Origin of the sequence: Haloarcula sp. Atlit-120R, from assembly GCF_003665885.1 — an archaeon.
Lineage (GTDB): Archaea > Halobacteriota > Halobacteria > Halobacteriales > Haloarculaceae > Haloarcula > Haloarcula taiwanensis.
Window position 1 is genome coordinate 20,078 of sequence record NZ_QPLN01000006.1, and the last position, 24,771, is coordinate 44,848.

Sequence of the window (24,771 nt, forward strand, 5' to 3'; positions counted from 1 at the left end):
GCGACACAGTATTATCCCAATCTAACATCATTTGTCAATATCGGGCGTTCTGCATGAACTGGAATGAATTTGTGCCTAACCTGTGGCCGATTTCGGCAATCGACTAAGTCAGTTCCCCGGTCAGTACGATCTGTATGTCATCGGGCATCTCTCGGAAAGCGTTTCTTCGCACAACTGGAGTCGCACTTGCTGCGACTATCGCAGGGTGCAATAGCATAACTGACAACAGCGAACCAAACACCAATACACAGACGTCTCCTGAGGCCTCTCCGCAATCCGAACAACAGAATGACGACTCTCCGACGTTCGGTAGTTTCTACGTCGGTAACGCAAACACAAGCAGTAGTACGATCATCGACGGACGTGCTGAAGTCGTATATACACGGCCCGATACGGCCACCGACAAGTCACCCGTCGTAATGGTGCCCGGCCTCGGGTTGTCACCGTACATTTACACGACGACACCTGACGGCCGACGCGGCTGGGTGGAGTACTTTGCCGAAGCTGGCCATCCAGTGTATGTTTTCAATCCTCCTCGGAACGTTGATTCAGGCGGGTTAGATACTGGTGCCCTCCAGAACTCTGACTCTGCGTCACTCTCGCGATGGTCTATCGATCGAGCATGGCCGACGTGGGGGTTCGGACCTGAAGTCGGTGACTCGTACGAGGACGTTCGATACCCGGTCGAATCGGTAGACCAACTCGTTGCGTCATTTCCTGCATACGTCAGCACCGGCGGCGGTGGTGGCGGTAGGCAAGGCGGAGGCCAGACGGGCGGACGTGGCGGCGACCAGAACTCCACATCTGCGGATTCCACTGAGACCACAGCTGGAACCCAGACTGGATCGACTACCGGAGGTGGCGGCGGAAGTCGGTTCGCATCACCGCAGGAGACTGCCGCTCTAGAGGCACTCCTCAATCGTATCGGTCCGTCAGTGTTGCTCGTCCATTCAGCAGGTGGTGGATCCGGATTCGCGGTCGCACAGACTGTGCCAGACCTCGTTGAACGGATCGTCGCAGTTGAACCGGTCGGCGCGCCGACTGACCCGCAAACTGTGGCGGAGATGGGTGGTGATGCACCGTTCATGGGTGTCTATGGCGATTATGTCGACGAGCGCGGACAGACTGGTCGCGAGGAAGCGACCCAGACAACTGCAGATATCGCAGGAGAGACAAATCCTGCATCGACGCTGCTTAGTCTTCCGGACGAAGGGATATCCGGAAATACACATCTCATGATGCAGGACGACAATAACGGCGAAATTGCAGATCGAATTATCACCTGGATTGGTGACTAATTCGGAGAGTAGTGTCGCTCGGACTGAGACAGAATGTATTTGCACCGACCAAATGAATAATCGATAGATGCGGCAGTTGCTTTGGTGGCTCATTGGTGGATCTCGTGGAGGCCGCAATCGGCTTCGTATCCTCCGCGCACTCAACGACCAGCCACGAAACACCAATCAATTGTCGAATGACCTGAATCTGAACTACAAAACAGTGCAGCACCACCTCGAAATCCTCGAAGACAGCAATATTGTGACCACGGAGGGTGACAACTACGGGCAGATGTACTTCCTCTCAGACAGAATGATGAACAATCTCGATATCATGGAAGACGTGGCAGAACAGGCTGGAGTTGATGATGATTCGTAACTGGATTGAGAGTCCACTCGGAACGACAGTAGCGAGTGCGACCATCGCGAGTGGTATCGCGCTCTTAGTCGCACTTTTCACATCAATCCCATCTCATGGCCCTCCGTCAAGGGCGCTGTCTTCACAGGTTGAACTGCTCATTCGGATGGAGGTTTTCTTTACAACGCTGAACCTCCTGTTGCTGGTGGCACTCGCAGTCATCTACGTGCAGCTCTATCGCGATCTTCCGAACAAGTACACAGCAAGCCTGCTTGTACTAAGCCTCGCGCTCCTTCTATACGCGGGTACATCAAATCCATTAGTACACAATGTCTTAGGCTTCCGCCCTCGCCCAAATATCGGCGCGTTCGTGTTTCTCCCAGACTTCTTCATCGGACTTGCCATCCTGGTTCTCCTCTATCAGAGCCAGACCTGATTTCGCATCAATTTTTTAGAGCTCTGAGGTAGCTTTCATAGAATGACTTCGTTGATCGATTAGACAGACTCTCTCGAAGTCGGTGTCACCGATCGCCTCCGCAGCTCGGGCAGCGGTATGGCGGACGACCGCTCGGACGTCGAGCTGTTTCAAATCGATAAAGGGGTCTTTCGGCGCGATGTTGTGCTCGTTCTGGTAGCGCTGGAGGTCGCGCTCGACGACACTCCTTCGAGTGCAGTGCCTACGTCATGCGGTGGAATGGGATTTCAAGTCCTCCCGTCACTCCGTGGTGAAGAACCCGTCGTACTCGGCGACGAACGAACGGAGTTCCCGGCCGCTTGGGGGCTTATCGTGGCGCATGAAGTAACTGCCGACCGAGTTCGCCAAGACGAGCGCCGCGCCATCGGACATCCCCTCTGCGAGGGCCAATCCAAGACCGCTGATGAAGTGTGCGACGACGTTTCGAATCTGTCGGGGGTTGACGACCTGTGGGGCTCGTGCCGAGACGACCCCGTCGGGAGATGCGAGAGTCGCACCGCGCTGTGAGTGCATCACGTATCGGGTGACGCCGACCTGATCACGCACTTGCTCGACGGTCGACGACGTCTCGTCGCTGTCGGTGGCCAACAGGGCATCGCTGAATCGTCGCGTCTGGTGCCGATTCGCCGTTACCGTCACCGGGACTGATTCGTTAAGTGCGGCAAACGACTCACAGCCGTCTCGAATCTCTTGATCAGTGAGATGACTGATATCGCCGGGGTGGATGTGGACGTGCGAGGGTGGCGAGTTCAGCAGGGGCCACAGTTCCGTGCGGAGCCCGTCGAGGATTTCGGGCAGACGGGGCGTCGCAAACCACGTCCCGATAGTCAGGATAGACGATCCGTCGAGTCGCTCGGCCAGTTCAACGGCGTCGATACGCTCCATAATTCGTTCCCAGTCGAGCGTTTCAGGGTTCGGCTCGGTGATGAGGAACTTCCGGTCGTCGAAGCGGATGTAGTCGGTCGCCGTCGTGCTGCCGAGGCTGACGAGTTCCTGATTCCGAAACTCGCGGGTGAACTCCGACTTGATTGGGTTGCCGAGTTGCCCGATGAGCGTGACGTCGTAGTCGAGTTCGTCGAAGACACCACCGACGTGGGCGACGTGGCCACCGGGTTCGGTCTCCGTCTGTCGCCATTCGACCCGGGGAGCGTCTTCGCTCGCCTCGAAGCGAACCAGCGACTCACGGAACTGGTCGAACTGTCGAATCCGAGAGTACCCTTCGCCCGGTTGCCGTTCGACGAACTCCCGGATCTTGTCGATGAAGGCGTCGAAGCACGTAACGATGGATTTCGTGCCGAACTCGGTCGGGAGTTCGGCCCGACACGTCTCCAGATGGCGTCTGGTCTCGTCGTCCAGATTGTCCGTGTGGGAGATCCCGTTCTGTCTGAGTTCGATGTTGTAGGCGGCGTAATCGACATTGCGGGTCCCGACACCGCCGACGGTTATGAGCGAGGACTCGACTTCGTCTGTGGCCGACGCGACGTTGAGGGTGACGGAAGCGCGGATGTCGTACTCCGTATAGTAGTAGCTGGCCAGCGTTCCCTCTTTACTGACTTGCTCGCCCGTCTCCGTATCGTAGCCCTCGAACGAGATGTGAAAGGAGTCGGCCGGGAGTGTATCGGTCAGCATAGCGATGTCGGCCAGGCAATCCCGGATTCGCATGTACTCTTTGGGCAGCGTCGGGCGCTGGGTACCGCCGGAACTCTCCTTTGCCAGAGGCCAGATAGATTCGGAGACGAACCGGTCCAGCACCATCGTGAGGCTCGGATTGGTGATGTAGTAGCCGTGCCCCTCGGTGTCGGCGTAACCGTGGCCGTCCTGTACCCAGTAGAGTGCTCGCCGACGGTCGATGGTGAGGACGAAATCTTCGCGAGTGGAGACCGTTCGGAGTTCGGTCACCGTCTCAGGAACGGCGTCGGTGATATCGTCCGAATCGCTCGAATCCACGGAAACGTTCGAGAGGATGAGGCGAACCTGTGTCTCCTCGCACTCGCGAAGTTGGTCGGCCACGGCGTCGAGTCGACCGACGGGAACTAACAGAAAGATATCTCGTTCGGCGGCCTGCAGCAAGTCGTCGATGTATCGCTGGATGGTGCTCTCGCTCTTGAACAGTGCCACCCCGCTCTCGACCGTGTCGATTGTGTCGTGGAGTTCCTCGAGGTATTCCTCGGCTTGTGAGAGACGGTCGCGTATCGACGTGAACGCCTCCGATGGGTCGACAGCGTAGGCTTTCTGTGGATAATCGTCAATGACCTCGACGAACCCCCGATTCTGGAGATCTTCGACGATGTCGTATACCCGCTGTTTCGGGACATCGCTCGTCTCCGCTATCTCCGTCATTGTCTGGGTTCCACCGCGGACGAGCGCGAGGTAGACTTCCGTCTCGTACGTGGTGAAATCGACGTTCGCCTCCATCGTCTCACGGAGGAGTGCGATTTTGGCGTCGTCTTCGGTAGTCATTGTTTTATTATTTCGTTTCCGCAATAAGCCGTTTTCTGAAAGACGGTGGGTGAAACGCACACGTCTCGGAGTGACGGTGGCGACGAACATAACCTCTAAGTATTAATCACTATAGTTGTGAATATGGATGATATCGATTTGAGCTCCAGACACACTACAGCCCCACGGGTGGCGAGACTGGCAATCGAGCCCGACGACGATAGCGACTCGGGCACGACGTCGCTGGCCCTCGCTGCTATCGATACATCGACACTGTGCGAGTACGACGTCCTCTGGTGGCACCAGGAATCAGCCATCTCCGACCGAATTTGGACCCAACTCGACGCTGTGAGCGACACACTGCGACAGTTCGTGCATGACGGTGGCGGACTGTTACTCACCCACGCGGCCGTCGAAGCCGCCTCGCGTCTCGGCATCGAGACACACGACCCGGACAGGGTGGGACGGCTCGACGCTGGCGACGCCGGTTTCTTACTCAAGCGCGCCCACACTGGCCACCCAATATTCGACAGTGTCGACGACCTCCGCCCTCCAACGTTGCCAGCCGGTGAAGCTGTGGCCGTACAGTACGAATCAACCTATCCACGGGACGCAGACGTGCTCGCCGCCTGTCGGCTCGATGGCACGGACCGGCCGGCCCGCGCGTCCATCTTCGAGTGGCACCACGGCGACGGCCGAGTCGTCGGTATCGGCCACGGGATGGCCGGCAGTCGAAGTGAGGACCAGTCACGGCTTATCGAACGCGTCACCACCTACCTTGCTGGAAACGAGGCGCCGCCCCCGTCTATCGGTCGGCCAAAGGACCGCGAGGAGTTTACCGCGCTTCGCGAAGCGGTCCCTGACGAGAACCATCGCCCCGCGTATCACTTTACCCCGCCGGCGAACTGGCTCAACGACCCCAACGGGCTCGTCCAGTGGAACGGTCGCTACCATCTCTTCTATCAGTACAACCCCGCCGGGCCATTCCACGGGACGATTCACTGGGGCCACGCGGTCTCCGACGACTTACTCAACTGGACGGACGAGCCGCTTGCTCTGAAACCGGATCCGAACGGACCCGACGCCGACGGCTGTTTCTCCGGCTGTTTCGTCGACGACGATGGGACACCGACGATTGTGTACACGGGCAGCGCCGGTGCGGACCAGCTCCCGTGTCTCGCGCGGGCCGACGACGACGCCTTGCGAACGTGGACGAAATCGGCCGAGAACCCGCTGTTGGACGGTGGCCCCGAAGGCGTCGATGTCTTTGCGAGCGTCGACTGGTCCGCCGAACTGCGCGACCACTGTGTGTGGCGTGATGACGGGACTTGGTATCAGATAATCGGGTCGGGAATCGAGGACGAGGGCGGTACCGCGTTCCTCTACCGGTCCGACGACCTCGTCGAGTGGGAGTACTGCCATCCGTTCTGTACCGGTGACTGGCGCAAGACCGGCCCGATATGGGAGTGCCCGGAGCTGCTTCGCTTCGAAGACGGAGCGCTCCTGCACGTCAGCGATTATACCGACGTCTGGTACTTCCGCGGCGAGTACGACGATGCCGAGAAACGGTTCCAACCGACTGATCGTGGCCGTCTCGATCACGGCAGTTTCTACGCGCCACAGTCGTTCGAGACCGACGACGGACGGACATTGATGTTCGGCTGGCTCAAGGAGTCCCGGGACCAGACCGCACAGTGGGACGCCGGCTGGTCCGGGGCGATGTCACTCCCCCGAGAGGTCTCGCTCTCAGCGGCCGGTGACCTACAGATCGGGCCGGCCGACGAACTCGTCCGGTTGCGGGAGACGGGCCACGCAGTGGAGGACGTCACCCTCACACCGGCAGAGACAGACGTGTTGGAGGGTATCGAAGGCGATGCGCTGGAGATTCGGGCGACGTTCGACGCAACGGCGGCCCGCGAGTTCGGCATCGTCCTCCGGGCCTCTCCAAACGGGGAGGAGCGAACAGTTCTGCGCTACAAGGCGTGGAAACGGGAACTCGTCGTCGACCGGTCGGCGTCCTCGGCGAGCGATAGGGTCGAGAAGACGCCCGTTTCGATGCCCGTAAACCTCGATGACGGTGAAGTGACCCTGCATGTATTCCTCGACCGGTCGGTCCTCGAAGTGTTCGCCAACGACGCGCAGGTGCTCTCGACGCGGATTTACCCGACGCGGTCCGACAGCACCGGTCTCGACCTTTACGCCAGCGACGGCGAAGTTACGGTAGAGGCGCTCGAACTCTGGGAACTGACGTAGAAAAAACTTTATTCACTATCGTTGGGAAAGTTTAAGGTCCTAGTAGGACAACTGTTGAACCGAGATGAGCGACATAACGATAGATAATGTACGTAAGGAGTACGACTCCGACGCCGGCACCATCCGCGCCGTCGACGACGTGAGTCTCGACATCCACGACGGTGAATTTCTCACCATCGTCGGTCCGTCCGGGTCCGGAAAGTCGACGCTACTGCGAATGATCGCGGGGCTCGAAGACATCTCCGGTGGGGAGATTCGAATCGGTGGCACGGTCGTCAACAACATCGCCCCACAGAATCGCGGGGTTGCGATGGTGTTCCAGAACTACGCGCTCTACCCCCACATGAGCGTGCGGCAGAACATGTCCTACGGGCTCAAACTGACGACAGACCTCGGAGGCGAGGAAATCAGCCAACGCGTTGAGGACACCGCCGAGATGATGGGTATCGGCGACCTGCTCGATAAGAAGCCGAACAACCTCTCGGGCGGCCAGCAACAGCGGGTTGCCACGGGGAGGGCCATCGTCCGCCAGCCCGACGTGTTCCTGTTCGACGAACCGCTCAGTAACTTAGACGCGAAGTTGCGCCTGCACATGCGGACGGAACTGCAGCGTATCCAGGAAGAGTTGGAGACCACGTCGGTGTACGTGACCCACGACCAGACAGAGGCGATGACGATGTCGGACCGTATCGTCATTCTCTCCGACGGCAATATACAGCAGGTCGGCACCCCGGCGGAGGTGTACGCCGAACCGGCAAACAGGTTCGTGGCGAACTTCATCGGCTCGCCGTCGATGAACTTCTTCGAAACACAGCTCGTGGACGGCGTCTTACACAACGACGAGTTCGAGTACGAATTACCCCAGGAACTGGCGAGCATCGTCGAGGCGAACCGGACAAGCGACAATCTGATTCTCGGTATCCGACCAGAACACGTCAGCGTCGACGTCGGCGACGGTGATAGCGTCACCGCCACGCTCGAAGTCCTGGAGCACGAGGGAAGTGACAACTACCTCTACCTCTCGAAGGGCGACACCGAGTGGACCGTCCGGGTCGACGGCCACACACGATTCGACAGCGGGACCGAGGTCGAGTTTGCGCTTCCGCCGGAGTACGTCCACGTCTTCGATGCGGCCACCGGCGAGAATCTAGTCCTAGACCGCCCAGCTTCTGCGGAATCCGACGGACATTCCGCGACAGCATAAATACAAGGAAAGATTAATAACTAACATGGTTAATCTAGAATAACATGTCCCGACACAACCACCCAAACGGCGAACAGAACAGTTCACGACTAACTCGCAGAGGCGTCCTCGGAGCCAGCGGCGCGGCGCTGGCCGCCGGCCTCTCCGGATGTGCGGGTCTCACTGGTGGCGGTACCAGTAACAACGACAGTTCGGCAGACGGTGAGACGCAGATAGACTACTGGTTCTACTTCGGTGCGGCAGAACGGGACGTGATGGCCAACCTGATTACAGAGTTCAACGAAATGGACAACGGGATTCAGGTGAACGAACAGGGCGTTCCGTTCGGCGAGTTCCTGAACAAGTTGTTCACCGCAGTCAACGCGGACAACTCCCCGCACGTGGCGAGCTACTTCGGCTCGTTCGGCCAGTACCTCAAACCGATCACCCACCCTATCGACGACTACCTCTCGTCCGGAGCGAGCAACAAGTACTTTGACTTCGCGTGGGACAGCCTGCAAGTCAGTGGCTCGACGTACGCGCTTCCCATCGACATCCACGGGAAAGCGCTGTACACGAACGAAAACGTCCTCGAATCAGCCGGCGTCGACCCGGACTTCACGAGTTGGGAGTCGTTCTCGAACGCCTGTGATACCATCGTCAGTGATAGCGACGCGCGTCCGTTCTCGTTTCTCAACTGGCGCTCCGGGCAGGAGGCCTTCCGTGCCTACACGAGCGCGCTCACGCAGGCCGGCGGGAACGTGCTGACCGGCGACCCGGGCAACTATCAGGTGGCGTACGACAACGACATCGGTCTCGAGACCGCACAATTGATGGCCAACATCACTGGTGAGTTCGGCTGGGACACCCCAACATTCCAGAGCGACTCGGCCCGCGTCGAGGACTTCATCGCAGGGAACCTGGCTATGTTCATCGCGGGGACGTGGTCGATAAACAACCTGAAAAACGAGAGTGGGGAGGTGTACGAAGACCTCGCGCTCAACTTCGAACGGCCGTTCATGTTCCCAGGCGACGGCGACAACGTCGCGTGGTGTGAGTCGAACTCGCTGTTCTTCCCCAATAACGCGAACCACGACGAAGCCGAAAAGCAGGCTGCCGTCGAGTTCGCCGAGTTCGTCACCCAGAACAACGCCGAGTGGGCGACGGCCGGCGGGCACCTCCCCGCCTCCCAGTCCGTCGCGGAGTCGAGCGCGGTCAAGAACACAGCACTCTGGCAGGACATCGGGACCATCTCGACGATGCACGAGATGGTCACCAACGAGCAGGTCCGCTACCAGCCTAGCACCTCCGTCGATCTCAACAGTTCACGGTTCTGGGGCTCGTTCCTCGACATGTACCTGCAGAACACCGACGTCCAGACCGGTGTCCAGAGCAGCGCCAGTGAACTCCAGAGTGCACTCGACAACGCCTAATCATGAGCAACATTGAATCGGCAGCAGAGAACCGCGCCCCGAGTCGGTGGGAGCAGATGTTCGAGCGCTCGACGCGAGAACTCATCACCGGACTGCTCTTCGCACTCCCGTATCTCGTGCTGTTCGCCGCGTTCCTGCTGTATCCACTCCTGAAAGGGCTCTACATGAGCCTGTTCGACTGGAACTTCCTCTCGCCGGCCGAGTCGACGTACGTCGGCATGGACAACTACGCCCGCCTGATAGGTGACCCGGCGTTCTGGAACGCACTCTGGAACACGCTTGAGTTCGTCGCGCTGACCGTGCCGCTCATCGTCGTCGTGAGCCTCGTGCTCGCACTCGGGCTGAACAAGGAACTCAAGGGGAGCCGTCTCCTGCAGTTCATCTACTTCAGCCCGTACGTGCTGACCGTCTCTGTCGTCGCGATCGTCTGGTCACAGATGTTCGCTCAGAGCGGCGTCGGCACGCACTATCTGGGCTGGCTGTTCGACGGCTCGCCGCTGAACTCCACGCTCTGGTCGATGCCCGCTATCGTCATCACCACGGTTTGGTGGCAAGCCGGCTTCTACTTCGCCGTGCTGCTTGCGGCCCGCCAGAACGTACCTGAACGCCTTTACGAGGCCGCACGCCTCGACGGGGCCGGGCCGTGGCGGATGTTCCGCGATATCACGCTGCCACATATGAAGAACGCGCTGCTGTTCGTCGTCATCGCGTCGACCATCTTCCAGTTCCAAGTGTTCGGCCAGCCGTACCTGATGACCGACGGCGGCCCCGTCGGTGAGACGGAAACGCTCGTGTACTACCTCTACGAACTCGGATTCCAGACGCGGGAACTCGGGTTCGGAGCGGCCGTCGGCTACACACTCCTGTTGATACTGGTCGGCGTGTCGGTTCTTAACTACGTGCTCGTGGGGACTAATAATGAGTAACGCAGACATCGTCGAATCGCTGTCCGAGCGGCTGGCCGACCGCGATACACTGTACAGAATCGGGCTCTATGCCGTGATGTACGGTCTTGCTATCGTGTTCTTCATTCCGTACTGGCGGATGTTCCAGCTATCCGTGACGCCGCTGGGTGTCCTCTCACAGGGCGGGTTCAACTGGATTCCGCCGGAGGTCACTTTCGCTATCTGGGAGCGCTATCTCATTGAGGAGCCGATTATCTACCGCTGGGCGCTGAATACGCTGCTAATAGCCAGTATCACGACGTTCATGGTGCTGGTCATCGACTCGATGATCGCGTTCTCGATTACGCGCATGGAGTGGCCCGGCCAGAAAATCATCCTCGGCATCATCATGGCGAGTTTCATGATTCCGGGCTACGTCAACATCATCCCGCTGTACACGTTTATCAACGACCTCGGGTTAATAAACTCCTACTGGGCAATCATCCTGCCGTTCGCGGCCGGCCCCCTTGGGGTATTCCTGCTCGTGCAGTTCTTCCGTGACATCCCGGAGGAACTGGAGGAAGCCGCGCGTCTCGATGGGTTCTCACACCTGCGAATATACACGCGCATCATCCTCCCGCTGTCGACGCCGATTCTGACGGCTCTGGGGCTGTTCGTGTTTATCTGGAGCTGGAACCAGTTCCTCTGGCCGCTCGTAGTCCTGAACGACGATGCACTGTACACGCTCCCTATCGGTGTCGCGACGCTGCGGGACGTGAACGCACTGGCCCCGAACGTCATCATGACCTCGCTCGCGCTGGCGTCCTTGCCGCTGTTCATCGTCTTCCTGCTGTTCCAGGACAAGCTCATCTCCAGCGTCCAGATGCAGGCGGGAACGGGATAACACCATGCCGACGAGGAGCGACCAGGCGGTGTTTCGAGAGGCGCTCAGGAGCGTGCCGAGGTTCGTCTACCACAACGGTCTCCGGTTAACCGTGCTCAGTGTCCTCTGGTTCATCGCGTCGGTTCCTCTCGTGACCATCGGTCCGGCGACGCTCGCCGCGTACGTCGCGATTCAGGATTTACGTAGCGACCGAAACGAAATCGACCGGGGCCGAATCGTCGACGTACTTCGACAAAATGCCCCTGCGAGCGCTCTGTTCAGCGGTGTGCCAGTCGCGTTCGGTGTCGTCGCCGTCACCTACGGAACCACGTCGCTTCGACAGGGGTCGCTACTGGGCGAAGCTATCGCGCTCGTCGCACTGTACATCGCGCTGTACGTTGCGCTTGCCCTGATGCCGACGTTCACCGCGCTGGCACGGGGTCTCGACCCCCTCGACGCACTCAGGTTCGGCCTCGGTTGGCTCAGAGCCCACCCGACGCCGGCGCTCGCTACGGGGCTCTCGAGTCTCGCTATCCTCGCTGGGACAGTGCTGTTGACCATCGGATTTCCCCTGCTCTTTGCGAGTCTCGCCTTCTCTCTGCAGGTGACTATCGTCGAAACTGTCGACGGTCACGCGACGGACCCAGATACAACCACTACAGCACCAGTACACTGACAGAACCACGCGGCTGTGGCACCGAGCGGCGAACAACGCCGTGCCATCGACACGCGATTACAACTAACTCAAGAACAGATGACACGCACACCACGCGAACGACTCGAACGGGCGGTGGCGCTCGTCGAAGAGGAACAGGCCGCCGTTGAGGCTGAGCGTGACGCGTACCGGCGCTTTGCGAAGCGACTGGACGCTATCGAACCGACGGAGGTCGTCCAGACGGAGATGGCGGCCACGTCTGCCGCCACAGCAGTTTCGACAGGGACGAATGCACAGTGTAACGCGCTTGCGCGCATCGAACGTGCGTACCGGGAGACGGTGATGGCAACACCGGACTTCGAGCAGCAGTACGGTGAGAGTTTTACTGCACATTTCACTCGAGAGTTCGGGGCCGAACTGGCGACACGGCTGCACAATGCACGTGTCCTGACACCAGCGTTGTACGGTGGCCTCCAGCAGGCCGCCGCAACGGCCGTCCACGATCGGAAGCGCTACTATCGGATTCTCCGACGAGAGTACGACTCGATGACTGCCTGTGCGAAAGCGGTACAGAACATCCACGGATCGCTCCAAGAGATTCACTCGCGTCTCGAAACGGACCTGGAGAGTCCTGTTCTCGGAACGTTGGACGCGGAGCTCGCTGAACTGGAGACAAAGTGTGATCCCCGTCTGACGAACCGACAGCAGTTAGTCGCTGACCGGACTGCCAAAACGTTCGGTGAATTCGAAGATATGCGTCTCACACAGTACCTCTATGGCGAATTAGAGGTAGTTTACCCAGCCCTATGCACGCTCGCCGAATGTCTACGGACGATTCGGAACTGCCGGCAGCGTTGTCTTCAGTAAGTGCGTGCTTTCGTTCAGCGACTGAGCAGAGACCGCCGCAGCGGCGAACGAGAGCAACACTATCGCGTTCACTTGCAAATCCAGACCGCCGCTGTCTGGCAATTACTTCTATGAAAATCGGCGACGGGTGCTGCGGGCGCTCGTTCGACTGGTGACCGAATCCCCCTGTTGGGCGTGAGGTGGCCAATTTCACTGGTTCTGTGATTCATCAAGAGAGTTTCTCAGCGGCGCGCAGGGTGCATGAAGGACGCCGTTCTAAACCACCCTCAGAGAACAATCATTATGCCGTCGTTTCGTCAGGCCCGACACCCGGTATCACGAGCGGCAGATCGATATCGATTGCCTCTTACCAAACCGATGGTCGTTTGGAATGGCCATCATCGATCAGACCGGCCAAGTGGAGTTCCTCGAGTTCAGTCAGATTTCGGTGAACCTGACTCACATCTCGCTCTACGAGGCGAGCAGTCTCGCGGATACTGTCAGGGTCGTGCTGGACGATTGCTCGTAAGAACTCGAGCGATTTTGGTCGCGTGACCCGGTGGACACCGGCTGGGTCGTGATACACGACTTCGAGATGCGATTCTGGCGTTTCGCCCCGAGTGAGTACGGTGAGGGCCCCTTTGAGGGCGGCATCACTACCCCCTTGGAATCGGATATGGAGCGCACGGTCAGTCGTATCGGAGCACCACTGTTGATATTATTCTACCAGTTTCTGTCGCTTCGGATGCAATACCCGGCGAATACGAATGGGGATTCAATATCTCAGAGAATATCGGTGAACCACACTCGAACGACTTCTACAATACAATCACCGTAAACAGCGATTAGACCTGACGCAACTCGCAATACACACTTCACGTGTACTGACTACTGTCCACTCATGCTGCTTAGCGACATTGAGTGCGGTATGTGTTTTCTCTATTACCAGTTAGACGAATTTTTGGGCGTGTCGTGGTCAGCATCTCGTAGTGGTTGCGAGTTGTGACTCTCGACGCAGTGTCTTTCGACGGATTGCACAGCAGTCATACGCTGAATGGCCAGCGTATGATTCGACACCACTGTACGACCGGAGTTCACTTGGTGGCCTCAAAGAAGACATCCGGACCGTTGCGTCCACATGGTTCGACCACCAGGCTCACTACTCCGTCGATGAGTTCGTGTCTCACTATCCAGTAGCATACTTTCAGTTTCGACCACATGACCGGTATTCTGGAGCAACCCAGTACGAAATGGCGGAACTGTTCCGCGTGTTCTTACTCAAAGAAATTCACGGTTGGAGTCATGAAACGGAACTCGTCACCCACCTCACCCACCACCCTGGACTCCGTGAGCAACTAGGCATAGAGACGGTCCCGGACCAGTCGACGCTATGGCGTAGCTGGCACGAACGATTCACTCGAGGGCTTCGTGAAACAGTCGAGACAGCTGCGCGGACGATTCTGATCAAAGCCCAGAACGCGGGTGTTGCTGTTCCGCGCGAGCCAGAACGGAACTTTCCATCACAAGATGCTGAAGAAGAACCAGACACTGGTGACCAAGCCATCCTCAACGAAGCGGCACCGATTACAGACCACGTCAGCCGCATCGTCTTCCCAGCGTTTTCACTGAATCGTGGCGACGGCTGTGAGATCCACGAGAACGCCTACTGGGACTTACAAACCCATCTCGGGCTTCGTGAGGGGTTGGCTGCTAACGAAGGTGCCCGCAGTTTCGTCTATGAGTCGACTCGGGATCGGACGCCGTTGGGCCACGCCCATCGCGAGCAAATTCGCGACCTGTCGATTGAACAGATTCGAAAGATGTACCGACGAGCCGTGAATCGATTACTGGATGAAGTCGCAGAGACGGAGGAGTTCTTTCGAGCTGGGATCGTCGCTATCGATATTACGGAAGCCGACCCGTTTACTGGGGATCGGACTAGTCACGAAGACGAGATTATTGGGACAAAGGAAAAGACCGATGAGTACGCCTATCAGTGGGCGACGGTCCAGTTGGTCGGCAATGCGGTTCCGATTGTCCTCGATGCCCGTCCTGTGCGAAGAGGTGAATCACGGAAAGAGATAGTGGAGGATCTGCTGGATTCAGCCCAAGACGCCGTTCACATCGATAACGTACTGATGGACCGGGAGTTCGACAGCCAGCACATTCTGGAGCTGCTCAGCCAACGAGGGCTGTCGTATGTCGTCCCGAAACGGATGCAGACGAGCGAGAAAGCCCAAGCAAAGCGACTCTTGCAGCGAGGCCAGGATCGGTACGAGACCGACAGGAAGCTCCATCTCGGGAAGAACGAGTGGCACGATACGACACTGATCTACCGCCGGAAAGAAGACTCTGAGCACGGGGACTATCGACAATACTCGGTGTTCATGACGAATACCAGCAGTGCCTTTCTCACCGAGTATGGGTATCGCTGGGAGATTGAGAGCGGATACAAATCGATCAAGCGATTCATGGCCGCCACGACCTCGAAGGACTTTGGCCTCCGGTTCTTCTACTTCGCGTTCGCGTGTCTGCTGTACTCGATTTGGCGTGCGATCGATTTACTCGTACAGGTCGAATTGACCGGTGAGTACGAGCACTCTCCGATGGTGACGGCAGATAATACGCTGACGCTGCTAAAAAAGGAGACAGGAATCGGATAGTGAGGTTCCCAATCCGTGATACCGCGGCGTTTGAGTGGCAACACTGTCGTAGGTCGTCGAAATTCGCGAACATGAGTGGCAGTGCAACAAGATCGGGCGTTTGGAGAGCAATCTAAGTCAATTCCCGTTCACTGAATCGGCCGAATACACGCATTATAGCTCCGCTAAACTCGGTGCAGTCTCAACTCCTTCTTGAGGTAGATTGATATAGCTACATATACTTTATCAGGAACAGAATTTCCAAATATCCACTTATAGAGTGCCTGAAACGCCGATATTCGGGTTCGCGGGTTAGGTTTGTATTATTGCAGTAAGCACCACCAGTTTTAGGCGGGCCGCCGCTGTACGGGAAGCATGGATCGTCTTCCGCCTGCATACGACGCTACTCCCGGGGGTGACGCCCTCGAAACAGCCATCGAGAAACGACTCGTCGATATCGACTCCGGGCGCTACCGAACAAACGTTGCGAGCGTGCTTCGGAAGTTCGCAGCTTGGTCCCGGGACCAGCACGGTATCTCCAGTCCCGAGGATATCGACGACGACCTTTGTCGGCAGTACGCTCGTGATCTCGCCCGGGCTGATGACCGAGACGATATCTCTCCGGAGACCGCCCGCCGCTACTTCGCATACGTCCGCTCGTTCCTCACATGGGCTGTCTACGAGGGTCTAATTCCGACGAACCCGGCCAAGACCAACCACGCCGAAGGTCCGCTCCCGACCGATGAGACCGAAACAGACCAGCAGTACTGGACTGCACGGGACCGCGACGCCATCTGTGCGACTGCGACTGCCCGCGTCGACGACGCCGGCGAAAGCGACGACATCGACCGTACAGCGGCCTACCGTGACCAAGCACTCGTCTTCCTCCTTTCCTACTCCGGTGCGCGTAGCGCGGAGCTCGTCGCTGTTTCTGATGACGAGGAACGGAACGGCCTCCGGTGGCGTCATGTCGATCTAGAGGCTGGCACAATGCAGGTGTTCGGAAAGAACCGCACCCGAGAATCTGCGCCGATCCTTGACGATGCACTTCGCCCGCTTCGGCGCTGGAAGCAACTTCAAGAGCCCGACGAGACTGAAGCTGTCTTCCCCAGACTCGACAACGCTGCGAAAGCGCTTGATCCCACGCCGTCGATCACCACGCAGTCGGCCCGGAACATCTTGGCAGACTTGTGTGAGTGGTCTGACTACGAGTTCGAAGACCCGCTGAAGCCACACGGTGCTCGCCGTGGATTGGGACGGGAGATCTATCGCGAGAACCCGCAGCTGGCACAGGACGTGCTCCGTCACAAATCCATCGAGACAACCCACGAAGGCTACGCTCAGGAGGCTGCGAAACGTACTCGTGACGAAGCAAACGATATCATCTCCAGTGAGTAGACTAACCAACAAAACGGCAAAGAACCCCAAATGTTGGTTAGCTCAGTTAGGAGCCTCGTCAGCGGGATTCCCGTCGGCGATGAAATCTAGCCCCAATTCGCTATCCTCATCGACGCCCGCTGCCTAGCCCAATTCCGTAGGTTTAGCCCCTCTAATAAGAAACACCTACAGTTTCTATCAGCGTATGCTTGAAAATACCAAAGCCTTGGAGAAGTTACGAACTGCTATTCTTCGAGTCTTTTGTGACGATTGACGCATTTTCTGGTTGCTTTTCTAGCGATTCTACTTCAGCAACTTGCTCCCAAACGACAGTCTTTGTCTTTGAGTTTAGACCGCTGTATTCGGTTGCAATTGTTGCGGTGACGGTATACTCAAGCCCCTGCTGAACTGACCAACCTGCCGTTTCCTCATCTTGAAAATCATAGGAGTTTGGAGCGTCTAACCCACTGGCAAGTACTGCCTGTGTCTCAACAAATTGCTTGCTTTCCCCCGGCTGGAGTACAACTGGCACCTCTGCGCCACTATTGAATGAGGGGGGCCTGTTCAGGAACTTCTTCTGGTTTTTTGGCAACCAGTGCATAGATATACTGGTGGTCTTATTCTCCACGGCAGGTGAATACCATTCTGCAGTATACGTTTCGGATTCGTACCCAACCCAGTTTAGTTGATCCGGCGCGGTTCCAGTATTTTCGACAGTCAATACCGGGCTGGCGATACCCACTTCGTTTTCAGGCGTGTGAGCGCCTGTCTCGGTTGCTGTTTTCCACTCAACGAGCTGGAGGTTCGGGGTAAACTCCTGCTCTATTTCGTTGGTGACGCTGTCATCATCAGAGTTGATCGCGGCGAATCGGTAGGTCCCCGGCTGGTAGTCAGTGAAATCGAGGGATACTTTCCCGGCTGACGGCGTCACGCTGGTGTCTGCAAACTTTTCGCCGTCGTGAAACGCAACGATCTGGTCATATCCTTCGGTCGTTTCAAGCGACACATTCAGCGTGTAATCTTCCCAAGAGAATCCGGAGAAAACGTTGGAGCCGGTATCTGGAAGACTACCATCCTCTCCACTGTTGCCATTAGAACTGTTTCCTGTACTATTCCCTCTGCCAGAATTACCACTACATCCGGCAATGGCGAGAGATAGTGAAGTGCCGATACCAGTCAAAAGTCGACGACGTGTCTTTTCAGTCATTAGTATACACCATCCGAGGGAGCGGTGGATATACGTATCTTATTTCCGATATTTGTAATTGGCGATAAAACTGGATTCAGGAACTCTGTGAAACCTATTTAGAATTCTCACTATTGGAACTGTTGATCGGGCTTGCGTGACAACGAAATAGACACTCCTCAGGCAAGATAGCTGCCTAAGATGGCTGGGTCACAAGTGTAGCTGGTGGCTGGCTCAGTCATAAATTAGATGCTGAACTGAATGTCCTTATTAAGACTTCAACTACCTTAGGGTTCTCTTGATCTCCGATGGTGGTTGGACATGGTGAAGTCAGCTAAGAACGTATATTGCTCTCTCGTAAACTGTGCAAGGAGAGGTTCCGTCCACTGTGAGACTACTCCGGTGCAACGACATCTTCACACATTGGACACTCGGCCCAGATGCCCTCCGTACCGTCGTCTTTCTCGTATTCAACCAGCAGCCACGGAGTTGTGATACGCTCGGCGCAGTTTGGACAGCGACCGAGGCTCTGCGTGTCATCAGGCATGGAAAGGGGATGGAAGGAGCGTGTGACAGTGTTCCTTCCACGCAAAAATTGCCTATCCTCGGATATAAGCGTTTAGCCACTGCCTCGCGCTAATTAACAGAATATGTGCTCCGCCGTCAGGATCACACCCACCCAACCGCTGGGCAGTATAATGGAGAGTCCTACTCGCCGTCTTCCTTGCCTGCCTCGTCTTCTCTTGGCTGAACATCCCGAAGCCGACCACCAATTTCCTGCTCGTACTCTTCCAAGAGCTTGTAGAACTCCGCAATCGTCTCCTCGGCAGTCTCACCCTTCGACTTGATCGTCATACTGTCTTCGTCTCGCGTCCCGGTTCCTCGTTTCATCCGGGCCTCCATACTGCACCCAAAGTCCGTTCGTTCGACCTTTTCAACTGAGTCTGGAGCCGCATCCGGCTCTGTGTCTGATTCTTCTGACATGGGTCTTCTCGGGACGCTCTCACTGGACCGCCCCGCACCCGACTGGGGCTCACAAAACAGCCGTCAATCGCTGCCCTCGAACGCACCCAGACTTGCCTGTTCACTCTGGACAGACACCGTAGCCGGTGGTGTTCGACCTTCCGAGTCCGTATCTGCCCCCTGCGCTGGACTGGACCGGTTCTCCGCCTCAACCGTATTCTCGAAGGCGCCGGTCACCCACTCGTGAAGCTCCTCGACCTCCTCGTCGTCGAGTTCTTGAACACTCCCACCCAGCGAAGAGTACGAGGTCTGCCACGCTCGCTGAAACTCGACAGTCAGTGAGTCGCCCTGAATAACGTAGGCGTCCAGATTCAGGAAACAGCAGTTCAGCGCCGTCATTCGGGCACACAGCGGGTCCTTATCTTGCCCGACAAACAGCGCGTCTGGCTGCTTTCGACCGGCGACCAGTAGCATCCGACCGCTCCCACAGGCTGGGTCAAGGACCGTCTGTCTATCATCGGTATCGCTTTCGTCTCCGACGCCGGCGATCTCAGCCATTGTCTCGCAAACAGAGTGGGGCGTGAAGTGCTGGCCGAACGCATCGCTGGACATCCCGTATTCCTCGTAGACAGCACCCAGAACGTCAGCATCGGTAGCCGCCATCCGTTCTTGGAGCTGGCCAAACGCCTTCGCGAAGAGGTCGACCGAGCGCTGTCCGTCTGGATGGGCCATGTCACCGCGCTCGCGATAGTCGTCGACAATCTCCAGATACGGATCGTCTCGGTCCTGCAGTGCGAACAGCATGAGGTTGACCCAGTCTCGAAAGACCGTGTGCGCGCTGTGCCCGCGCTGGCGAATTTGCTCAAGCGTTGCAACAATCTCGTCGACGTCGATCTGTGGCGAAGCCATACTCTCTCAGCCACCAGAGAGTCACAAAATCTGGCCTGCCGACAGTCGTGAACCTGGTCAGTTGTAGTACCTATTCTCCCAGTCGCACCGGGCTTGAAGCTCTCGACGCCCACGATTGGTGATTATGTAGCCATTCGTCCGTCCGTCTTTCTTCCTTTTCTCGACAAGACCTTTGTCGATGAGCGTATCCAGATTTGGATAAAGTCGGCCGTAATGAACCTTCTTCTCGTAATACTCTTCAATTTCGTCTTTGATTGCGACACCAGCGGGTTTGGATTTCCCAGCAACTACGAACAATAAGTCTCGTTGAAATGCTGTCAGGTCGTGCATATTCGCGGTTACAATATTACATATATGAGCATATTGGTATGAGAGCGCCGTTTTCACTCCACGTCGTACAGGTCCTCAACCCCCCGTCGGTAGTAGTCCTGGCTGGAGTCTGGAACTGGATCAGCCTCCTCCAGATGCTTCGCGATGATGCTGGTGAACTGCTTGGGCGGCTTCCAACTGTCCTCAATTTCGCGGGCCTCCAACTGTTTCATGACCGCATGCTCACCGTCAGCGGTGACGTACAGAACACGAATCCCTGGCTTCTCACTCAGTGGCCCTCTGAGTAGCTTTCCTGTTCGTGTATTCACCAGCCACTCAAGTAAGAGCCCAGCCCGACACTGGATTGCATACAGTTGCACTTCGTTCTCCTTTGGAGATTCTGTGCGCCCGTTGTCGGCCCACGATTGGGGCAGCGACCGATTGTCAGTCTCATCTTTCCATCGCCACTTCAACTTTTTCGGCCCCGTGTTCCCTCGTCGGTATCCACTACTCATTGTTGGATTCTCTCAGCCACTAGAGAAACACAAAATCCGCTCTGTATCGCCTCTATAGCAACTTTTTTGCTGTTTGAGGGTATGTGTATTAGTACGAGGACTCATCATGAAAACAGCCGAGTCCCCCACTACGACTAGCGAGTGTTCGCCCCCAGACCAGTGGATATCCCGCCAGCCCAGTGGCACGCGCAATCTTGACTTCCAGCGGATTCGTGACGACCGGTCAGCAACGTGGAACGCCGCCCTCGATGCCAGTGTCGACGTAACGAAGGGCGGCCGTCCGGACCTGTTTCTCGTTTCTGTTGACGACGACTGTCCTGTGAACTGCTCGCTGGCCGAGCATCCAAACGGGACCCACGCCGGCTGGTGCAGCTGCGAAGTCTTCCAGGCGACGACCGTCTGCCCACATCTCTGTGTTCTCCGCCAGCACGCTGCCCTCGGCGATCTCGACCTGCCGATGCGGAACCAGACCTGAAGCACAGCTCAGTCGTCGCTCATCGAGACGCCGGCCAGCGGTCGAACGTCGACGCGCCCAACCCGGTCGTGGTCAAGACACTGGCACAGTCGTTCTCGAACCGTCGCCTGCGAACACGGCTCGACGTCAACCCCTAGCCGGGGGTCGTCTCGAATCTGGACGTACTCTGCGTCGATGTCCAACGGCGTGTGCTCGACTCGACACCAGATCGTCTTCGCTCCGGCTTGGTCTAGATCAGTCACGTACCGAGCAGCCACCGCTTCGTGGCGAAGTTCGACAAGGACTCGTTCGACAAACGATGCGACTTTCGTTGGCGACCGTGGCGCTGGGACCGACGCAAAAACACTCGAAGAGTCGTGCTGTGTTGCCGATTCGGGAGTATCAGTAACTGACATATGTCTCTCTCAGGACGTGCTTGCTGGCTCGCCCTGCACCCTCGCCGGGGCACGCAAAACAGGCCGTCGCGAGAACTCACGCAACGATATGCTCCTCGATCTCTTGGAACCACTGACGGGCCGTGGTAATATGCACATCCAGTGGCTCGCAGATCGTCGCCTGCGTGAGCCGGATGTCTGACTCTTTCCCGGCGAGGTACAGAGCGCCAGCTGCGATACCATCTGGTCGCCCGTTGATCTCGGTGGACTCGGTCGCCTGCTCTGCGAGTTCGAGCGCCCGCTGACGAATATCCGGAGAAACGTCGAATGGAAGGTCCGAACAAATCCGCGCCACCCAGTCCACCGGGAGCGACACCGGAATCGGGAGGTCAAGTTCGGTCAGGAACGTCCGGTAGCAGTTCCATATATGGGAGTCTGAACACCGTGCGACATCGGCTACCGTCTCCATCGTCACGAGGCCATTGCACCGGCAGGCGGCGTACACAGCGGCCGCTGCACCGCCCTCAATCGACCGTCCGATCAGGAGGTCTTTTTCCTGTGCCTCCCGGAAGAACGTGGCTGCCTGCTCTTTCACCACGTTGCTCTCAGACAGCGCACTCGCAATGCGTCGGATTTCGCCAAGCCCGTGAGCGAGATTCCGGTCGCGCTTGCTGGTGAACTTCGACCGGCCATGGAGTCGTCGCTGGCGAGCAAGCCGTCGACGCCGTCTCGGAGAGATGTCTGCACCATCGACGCTCCCGATATTCGTCGACAGGCCTTGGTCATGCCGAGTGGCTGTTCGGGGCGCACCCGTCCGCTTCTGTTCCTCCTTGTCGTACGTCCGCCACTCCGGCCTGCGGTCAATCTGGTCTTGCTCGGTCACCAGGCCACAGTCCTCGCAGTTCGTTTCTCGGCCGGTGCTGTCGAGTTCGCCGCCACACTCGGGACAACCCGACGTAGCTGTAGACAACGCTGTCTGGACAGTTTGTGAAGACATATTTCGAGACATCCCCTCACCTGACCAAAGGGGCAGAAAACACACTGCGGCGCCCGGTTAGGCGTCTGGCAGTTTTCCATCCGGGCGCGGGACTCGCTGGGCGTCGATCTCGATCTCGACCCGGCGACGGTGCTTGCACCGCTCGGCGACATCGGGACAACTGCACGTCTCTTCGAGCACGTCGACCTCGTACCGGCTATCTGACGCTGAGTGGACCTCGTAGCGACCGGGCTTTGCGAGGAAGGAAACGTCGATATCTTCCCGCTTCGCTCGTTTCGTGCGTGGCTCGTCTTCGGAGGTGACAGCCAAGGGGTCCTCGTTGGGGTCTGTGACACCGCCGTCGTCAAACCGCACCTGCATGACTCCGCCGTCAGCGACCGCTTTCCGTGGTTCGCCGTCGACGTGCAACCCGAACTGGTCGTCTAGGGCGTCGTCATCCACCCACTGCGGGATAGGTCGCTCGCCGGTGGCGAAGGCGACTCGCTTCTGGTGCTTGCACTCCTTGCTAGGGTTGAACTGTTTCCACTTGCATTCGCAACTCCCTGTCCGAGTGTCGACAAGATACTCTGAGCCAGAGCCAGAGTTGACCAAGAAGAGGTCGTCGGCGTTTCGTGCCCGACCAATCGAGTCCATCACGGTCATGACTTCGGTCAGCGCCCGAATGGTCCGGTTGCTCGGGTCAGCCCCCTCCAGTTCGCTCTCGTCGATGCTGCTGGCGTCGCTACGGGATTCTGTAGTAGCCATGAATAACAGGCGGCACGCCCTCTGTGGGACGCCCCTCACCCCGCTGGGGCGCAGAAAATTCGGCGACTAGAGTCTATGAAAGCGTAATTCTATTCTCGGACAGGAGTGGTCAGTACAGAGGAGGTATGCAGCAACTCGCCACTGTTTTTCGCCGGAGGGACCGAACGCACTGATAAGGAACCCGCACCAACTTAATATAAGAACCAGACGGGAGCTATATCATGGACGAGCGGTTCTACGACGCATATCAGCGAATCTGGGAGCTACCAAGGACCGGCGAAGTACGTGTCCAAATGGGACAAGAACCTGCATTCAAAAAGAACCTTTTCGGAGCCATTCGGGATCTCGGACTCGACAGAGACCACCACCACCGAATCACGAATAGAGGTCTCTACAAAAAATTTCACGAAGGACTCATCGAAATAGCCGAAACACACGGAACAGACCTCACCGAAGACGAGTTGAGCGGTCATTTTCAGACCAAAAAGAATGGCATTTTCTCGAATTGGTTAGGGACTCCACCGGATACGTACAAGCTTGTATTCCCGATAATGATCCGGAGCAAGCATTTTCCAGATGAAGTCGAACTCTATGAATCGAAAGCAGAGCAAATCGACGAAGATCAATGGGAAAATCATCTCATAGTGGCCGAAAATGACGATGATTCGAACTTCGATTCCTTCCTGGATGAACTTCCGAATGACTACTCCGACCACCCGTTGAAACGGCGTGAGTGGGCCTTCTTGATGGTCGAAATGAAAGCCCGAGACGAGTTCTACGCCCTACAAAGGGTCTCGGAACTCGTCGAATCCCGCTTCGCTGAAATAAACTTCTTCGATCAGCTCTGGGCCGCAGGTATGCCGCAACCGGGGAGTTCAGATCGTGCTCCCTACGAGAAATGGACTCGGCATCAAGAACCACCGTTCTACCTCATATTCCAAGACGGGAATTTCGTTACGTATCGCCCGATGGATTTCGATTATCGGCGGTCGGTTGGTCGGTTCCATGTCAACCACGCAGACGACGTCGACGAGATCAGCGACATTCCGACGTTCGACTATGATGCTGACAAGGGAACCTACGAGGGATATATTGTCAGTGCGCTACTCGCGTACCAAGACGGGATAACCGAACGATCTGTTCGGCAATCTTTCTTCAGTTTCTGGAGGGGCATCGAAATTCTTTCGAATACCAGTGACTTCGACAAGATGGTTGACCGTGGTGAATTCGCGCTTTCCTATCACCACGACAGGGACGACTCGCTTCGTCCCGAATTGAAGCGAGCCATCGAAGAGATAGAAGAGAAACGCCACGAACTCGTTCATGAAGGGCTGAAGACCGAGATTCATCAAGGTCATCGGAACGGTGCGAAATTACTACTGGACGGGTTGTTACTCCTATACATCGACAAATACGGGCAGTGGGATCTCAATGATATGTCGTCTTTTCTCAAATACGGGGTCGAATATCAGGAGAAGGTCCAGTTCCTCACAACGCTGCTAACGGACCTATCGTAGAGGCCCCCAGAACGATCATACATTTTCATCCTCGAAGAAGACCGCTGGCTCGTCAGGGATTTCACCGCCGTCTTCGT

The 24,771-nt window shown here is 57.2% G+C and carries 25 protein-coding genes and 1 pseudogene; 15 read left to right on the forward strand and 11 right to left on the reverse strand.

All coding sequences use genetic code 11. The features are described 5' to 3' along the window. Positions 1 to 419 precede the first annotated feature (419 nt). From DVK01_RS22615 to DVK01_RS22620, 3 genes are all read left to right on the forward strand, one after another. The gene (locus tag DVK01_RS22615) at positions 420 to 1,298 is read left to right on the forward strand and encodes a hypothetical protein (protein WP_233562800.1); all 879 of its coding nucleotides are present in this window, start codon (positions 420 to 422) and stop codon (positions 1,296 to 1,298) included. Between the two features lie 67 nt (positions 1,299 to 1,365). Next, entirely contained in the window at positions 1,366 to 1,656 is a 291-nt protein-coding gene (locus DVK01_RS17885) for a winged helix-turn-helix domain-containing protein (RefSeq protein WP_121537847.1), read from the forward strand. Further along, positions 1,643 to 2,071: a hypothetical protein gene (locus DVK01_RS22620; RefSeq protein WP_233562801.1), complete on the forward strand. Its 429-nt coding sequence runs from the start codon at positions 1,643 to 1,645 to the stop codon at positions 2,069 to 2,071. Before DVK01_RS17885 ends, DVK01_RS22620 begins: the two co-directional genes overlap by 14 nt. Positions 2,072 to 2,119: 48 nt before the next feature. Here the strand turns inward: DVK01_RS22620 and DVK01_RS22625 are convergent. Then, a pseudogene (locus DVK01_RS22625) lies at positions 2,120 to 2,290 on the reverse strand (site-specific integrase); the annotation flags it as partial. A gap of 60 nt (positions 2,291 to 2,350) precedes the next feature. Beyond that, complete coding sequence (locus tag DVK01_RS17900) at positions 2,351 to 4,570, reverse strand: TrmB family transcriptional regulator (protein WP_158598775.1); 2,220 nt, start codon at positions 4,568 to 4,570, stop codon at positions 2,351 to 2,353. 123 nt (positions 4,571 to 4,693) lie between these two features. On the opposite strand from DVK01_RS17900, the gene DVK01_RS17905 reads away from it, so the two are divergent. The 10 genes from DVK01_RS17905 (at position 4,694) to DVK01_RS17950 (ending at position 16,726) form a co-directional block, all read left to right on the forward strand. Next, the gene (locus DVK01_RS17905; protein WP_121537853.1) at positions 4,694 to 6,802 is read left to right on the forward strand and encodes a glycoside hydrolase family 32 protein; all 2,109 of its coding nucleotides are present in this window, start codon (positions 4,694 to 4,696) and stop codon (positions 6,800 to 6,802) included. Positions 6,803 to 6,866: 64 nt separating this feature from the next. Beyond that, complete coding sequence (locus DVK01_RS17910; protein ID WP_121537855.1) at positions 6,867 to 8,006, forward strand: ABC transporter ATP-binding protein; 1,140 nt, start codon at positions 6,867 to 6,869, stop codon at positions 8,004 to 8,006. A gap of 44 nt (positions 8,007 to 8,050) precedes the next feature. Next, positions 8,051 to 9,418: an extracellular solute-binding protein gene (locus DVK01_RS17915; protein WP_121537857.1), complete on the forward strand. Its 1,368-nt coding sequence runs from the start codon at positions 8,051 to 8,053 to the stop codon at positions 9,416 to 9,418. Between the two features lie 56 nt (positions 9,419 to 9,474). After that, on the forward strand, positions 9,475 to 10,344 hold the full coding sequence (locus DVK01_RS17920) for a carbohydrate ABC transporter permease (protein ID WP_121538035.1): 870 nt from the start codon (positions 9,475 to 9,477) through the stop codon (positions 10,342 to 10,344). Then, the gene (locus DVK01_RS17925; protein WP_121537860.1) at positions 10,337 to 11,206 is read left to right on the forward strand and encodes a carbohydrate ABC transporter permease; all 870 of its coding nucleotides are present in this window, start codon (positions 10,337 to 10,339) and stop codon (positions 11,204 to 11,206) included. The genes DVK01_RS17920 and DVK01_RS17925 overlap by 8 nt, the downstream gene beginning before the upstream one ends. Before the next feature lie 4 nt (positions 11,207 to 11,210). Further along, the gene (locus DVK01_RS17930; RefSeq protein ID WP_121537862.1) at positions 11,211 to 11,861 is read left to right on the forward strand and encodes a hypothetical protein; all 651 of its coding nucleotides are present in this window, start codon (positions 11,211 to 11,213) and stop codon (positions 11,859 to 11,861) included. Positions 11,862 to 11,939: 78 nt separating this feature from the next. After that, the gene (locus DVK01_RS17935) at positions 11,940 to 12,707 is read left to right on the forward strand and encodes a hypothetical protein (RefSeq protein WP_121537864.1); all 768 of its coding nucleotides are present in this window, start codon (positions 11,940 to 11,942) and stop codon (positions 12,705 to 12,707) included. Between the two features lie 370 nt (positions 12,708 to 13,077). Next, entirely contained in the window at positions 13,078 to 13,215 is a 138-nt protein-coding gene (locus DVK01_RS22940) for a hypothetical protein (RefSeq protein ID WP_158598776.1), read from the forward strand. Between the two features lie 460 nt (positions 13,216 to 13,675). Continuing rightward, positions 13,676 to 15,349: a transposase gene (locus DVK01_RS17945; protein ID WP_121537866.1), complete on the forward strand. Its 1,674-nt coding sequence runs from the start codon at positions 13,676 to 13,678 to the stop codon at positions 15,347 to 15,349. Positions 15,350 to 15,703: 354 nt separating this feature from the next. Further along, positions 15,704 to 16,726, forward strand: a complete 1,023-nt coding sequence (locus DVK01_RS17950; RefSeq protein WP_121537868.1) for a site-specific integrase — start codon at positions 15,704 to 15,706, stop codon at positions 16,724 to 16,726. 214 nt (positions 16,727 to 16,940) lie between these two features. On the opposite strand, the gene DVK01_RS17955 is transcribed toward DVK01_RS17950, so the two are convergent. The 6 genes from DVK01_RS17955 to DVK01_RS22945 form a co-directional block, all read right to left on the reverse strand. Next, positions 16,941 to 17,912, reverse strand: a complete 972-nt coding sequence (locus DVK01_RS17955) for a hypothetical protein (protein ID WP_233562803.1) — start codon at positions 17,910 to 17,912, stop codon at positions 16,941 to 16,943. Between the two features lie 373 nt (positions 17,913 to 18,285). Then, positions 18,286 to 18,438, reverse strand: coding sequence for a hypothetical protein (locus DVK01_RS22345; protein ID WP_170097489.1), 153 nt, complete (start codon positions 18,436 to 18,438; stop codon positions 18,286 to 18,288). Between the two features lie 161 nt (positions 18,439 to 18,599). Next, on the reverse strand, positions 18,600 to 18,875 hold the full coding sequence (locus tag DVK01_RS17960) for a hypothetical protein (RefSeq protein ID WP_121537872.1): 276 nt from the start codon (positions 18,873 to 18,875) through the stop codon (positions 18,600 to 18,602). Positions 18,876 to 18,938: 63 nt separating this feature from the next. Then, positions 18,939 to 19,763, reverse strand: coding sequence for an N-6 DNA methylase (locus DVK01_RS17965; RefSeq protein ID WP_121537874.1), 825 nt, complete (start codon positions 19,761 to 19,763; stop codon positions 18,939 to 18,941). 57 nt (positions 19,764 to 19,820) lie between these two features. Continuing rightward, positions 19,821 to 20,093 carry a helix-turn-helix transcriptional regulator gene (locus tag DVK01_RS17970; protein WP_121537876.1) on the reverse strand — a complete coding sequence of 91 codons (273 nt, stop codon included), beginning with the start codon at positions 20,091 to 20,093 and terminating at the stop codon, positions 19,821 to 19,823. Between the two features lie 53 nt (positions 20,094 to 20,146). Then, positions 20,147 to 20,587: a hypothetical protein gene (locus DVK01_RS22945; RefSeq protein WP_121537878.1), complete on the reverse strand. Its 441-nt coding sequence runs from the start codon at positions 20,585 to 20,587 to the stop codon at positions 20,147 to 20,149. 106 nt (positions 20,588 to 20,693) lie between these two features. On the opposite strand from DVK01_RS22945, the gene DVK01_RS17980 reads away from it, so the two are divergent. Further along, entirely contained in the window at positions 20,694 to 21,062 is a 369-nt protein-coding gene (locus DVK01_RS17980; RefSeq protein WP_121537880.1) for a hypothetical protein, read from the forward strand. 8 nt (positions 21,063 to 21,070) lie between these two features. Here DVK01_RS17980 and DVK01_RS17985 read toward each other — a convergent pair whose 3' ends face one another. From DVK01_RS17985 to DVK01_RS17995, 3 genes are all read right to left on the reverse strand, one after another. Continuing rightward, a complete protein-coding gene (locus tag DVK01_RS17985; protein ID WP_121537882.1) occupies positions 21,071 to 21,457 on the reverse strand; it encodes a hypothetical protein in 387 nt (128 codons plus the stop codon). A gap of 76 nt (positions 21,458 to 21,533) precedes the next feature. After that, positions 21,534 to 22,433: a transcription initiation factor IIB family protein gene (locus DVK01_RS17990; RefSeq protein ID WP_121537884.1), complete on the reverse strand. Its 900-nt coding sequence runs from the start codon at positions 22,431 to 22,433 to the stop codon at positions 21,534 to 21,536. 57 nt (positions 22,434 to 22,490) lie between these two features. Continuing rightward, positions 22,491 to 23,177, reverse strand: coding sequence for a hypothetical protein (locus tag DVK01_RS17995; protein WP_121537886.1), 687 nt, complete (start codon positions 23,175 to 23,177; stop codon positions 22,491 to 22,493). A 221-nt stretch (positions 23,178 to 23,398) separates the two neighbouring features. Here DVK01_RS17995 and DVK01_RS22350 point away from each other — a divergent pair, with 221 nt between their 5' ends. Continuing rightward, positions 23,399 to 24,694, forward strand: a complete 1,296-nt coding sequence (locus DVK01_RS22350; RefSeq protein ID WP_199722364.1) for a hypothetical protein — start codon at positions 23,399 to 23,401, stop codon at positions 24,692 to 24,694. The last annotated feature ends 77 nt before the right edge of the window (positions 24,695 to 24,771 follow it).

Excerpts from the sequence above, each read along its gene's own strand:
- DVK01_RS17905 (WP_121537853.1), top strand. The coding sequence starts at position 4,694 with ATGGATGATATCGATTTGAGCTCCAGACACACTACAGCCCCACGGGTG.
- DVK01_RS17955 (WP_233562803.1), bottom strand. The coding sequence starts at position 17,912 with ATGACTGAAAAGACACGTCGTCGACTTTTGACTGGTATCGGCACTTCA.
- DVK01_RS17960 (WP_121537872.1), bottom strand. The coding sequence starts at position 18,875 with ATGTCAGAAGAATCAGACACAGAGCCGGATGCGGCTCCAGACTCAGTT.
- DVK01_RS17910 (WP_121537855.1), top strand. The coding sequence starts at position 6,867 with ATGAGCGACATAACGATAGATAATGTACGTAAGGAGTACGACTCCGAC.
- DVK01_RS17980 (WP_121537880.1), top strand. The coding sequence starts at position 20,694 with ATGAAAACAGCCGAGTCCCCCACTACGACTAGCGAGTGTTCGCCCCCA.
- DVK01_RS22945 (WP_121537878.1), bottom strand. The coding sequence starts at position 20,587 with ATGAGTAGTGGATACCGACGAGGGAACACGGGGCCGAAAAAGTTGAAG.
- DVK01_RS17970 (WP_121537876.1), bottom strand. The coding sequence starts at position 20,093 with ATGCACGACCTGACAGCATTTCAACGAGACTTATTGTTCGTAGTTGCT.
- DVK01_RS22350 (WP_199722364.1), top strand. The coding sequence starts at position 23,399 with ATGGACGAGCGGTTCTACGACGCATATCAGCGAATCTGGGAGCTACCA.
- DVK01_RS17965 (WP_121537874.1), bottom strand. The coding sequence starts at position 19,763 with ATGGCTTCGCCACAGATCGACGTCGACGAGATTGTTGCAACGCTTGAG.
- DVK01_RS17990 (WP_121537884.1), bottom strand. The coding sequence starts at position 22,433 with ATGTCTTCACAAACTGTCCAGACAGCGTTGTCTACAGCTACGTCGGGT.
- DVK01_RS17885 (WP_121537847.1), top strand. The coding sequence starts at position 1,366 with ATGCGGCAGTTGCTTTGGTGGCTCATTGGTGGATCTCGTGGAGGCCGC.
- DVK01_RS22615 (WP_233562800.1), top strand. The coding sequence starts at position 420 with ATGGTGCCCGGCCTCGGGTTGTCACCGTACATTTACACGACGACACCT.
- DVK01_RS17915 (WP_121537857.1), top strand. The coding sequence starts at position 8,051 with ATGTCCCGACACAACCACCCAAACGGCGAACAGAACAGTTCACGACTA.
- DVK01_RS17900 (WP_158598775.1), bottom strand. The coding sequence starts at position 4,570 with ATGACTACCGAAGACGACGCCAAAATCGCACTCCTCCGTGAGACGATG.
- DVK01_RS17950 (WP_121537868.1), top strand. The coding sequence starts at position 15,704 with ATGGATCGTCTTCCGCCTGCATACGACGCTACTCCCGGGGGTGACGCC.
- DVK01_RS17925 (WP_121537860.1), top strand. The coding sequence starts at position 10,337 with ATGAGTAACGCAGACATCGTCGAATCGCTGTCCGAGCGGCTGGCCGAC.
- DVK01_RS17920 (WP_121538035.1), top strand. The coding sequence starts at position 9,475 with ATGTTCGAGCGCTCGACGCGAGAACTCATCACCGGACTGCTCTTCGCA.
- DVK01_RS17930 (WP_121537862.1), top strand. The coding sequence starts at position 11,211 with ATGCCGACGAGGAGCGACCAGGCGGTGTTTCGAGAGGCGCTCAGGAGC.
- DVK01_RS17985 (WP_121537882.1), bottom strand. The coding sequence starts at position 21,457 with ATGTCAGTTACTGATACTCCCGAATCGGCAACACAGCACGACTCTTCG.
- DVK01_RS17995 (WP_121537886.1), bottom strand. The coding sequence starts at position 23,177 with ATGGCTACTACAGAATCCCGTAGCGACGCCAGCAGCATCGACGAGAGC.
- DVK01_RS17935 (WP_121537864.1), top strand. The coding sequence starts at position 11,940 with ATGACACGCACACCACGCGAACGACTCGAACGGGCGGTGGCGCTCGTC.
- DVK01_RS22620 (WP_233562801.1), top strand. The coding sequence starts at position 1,643 with ATGATGATTCGTAACTGGATTGAGAGTCCACTCGGAACGACAGTAGCG.
- DVK01_RS22345 (WP_170097489.1), bottom strand. The coding sequence starts at position 18,438 with ATGCCTGATGACACGCAGAGCCTCGGTCGCTGTCCAAACTGCGCCGAG.
- DVK01_RS22940 (WP_158598776.1), top strand. The coding sequence starts at position 13,078 with ATGGCCATCATCGATCAGACCGGCCAAGTGGAGTTCCTCGAGTTCAGT.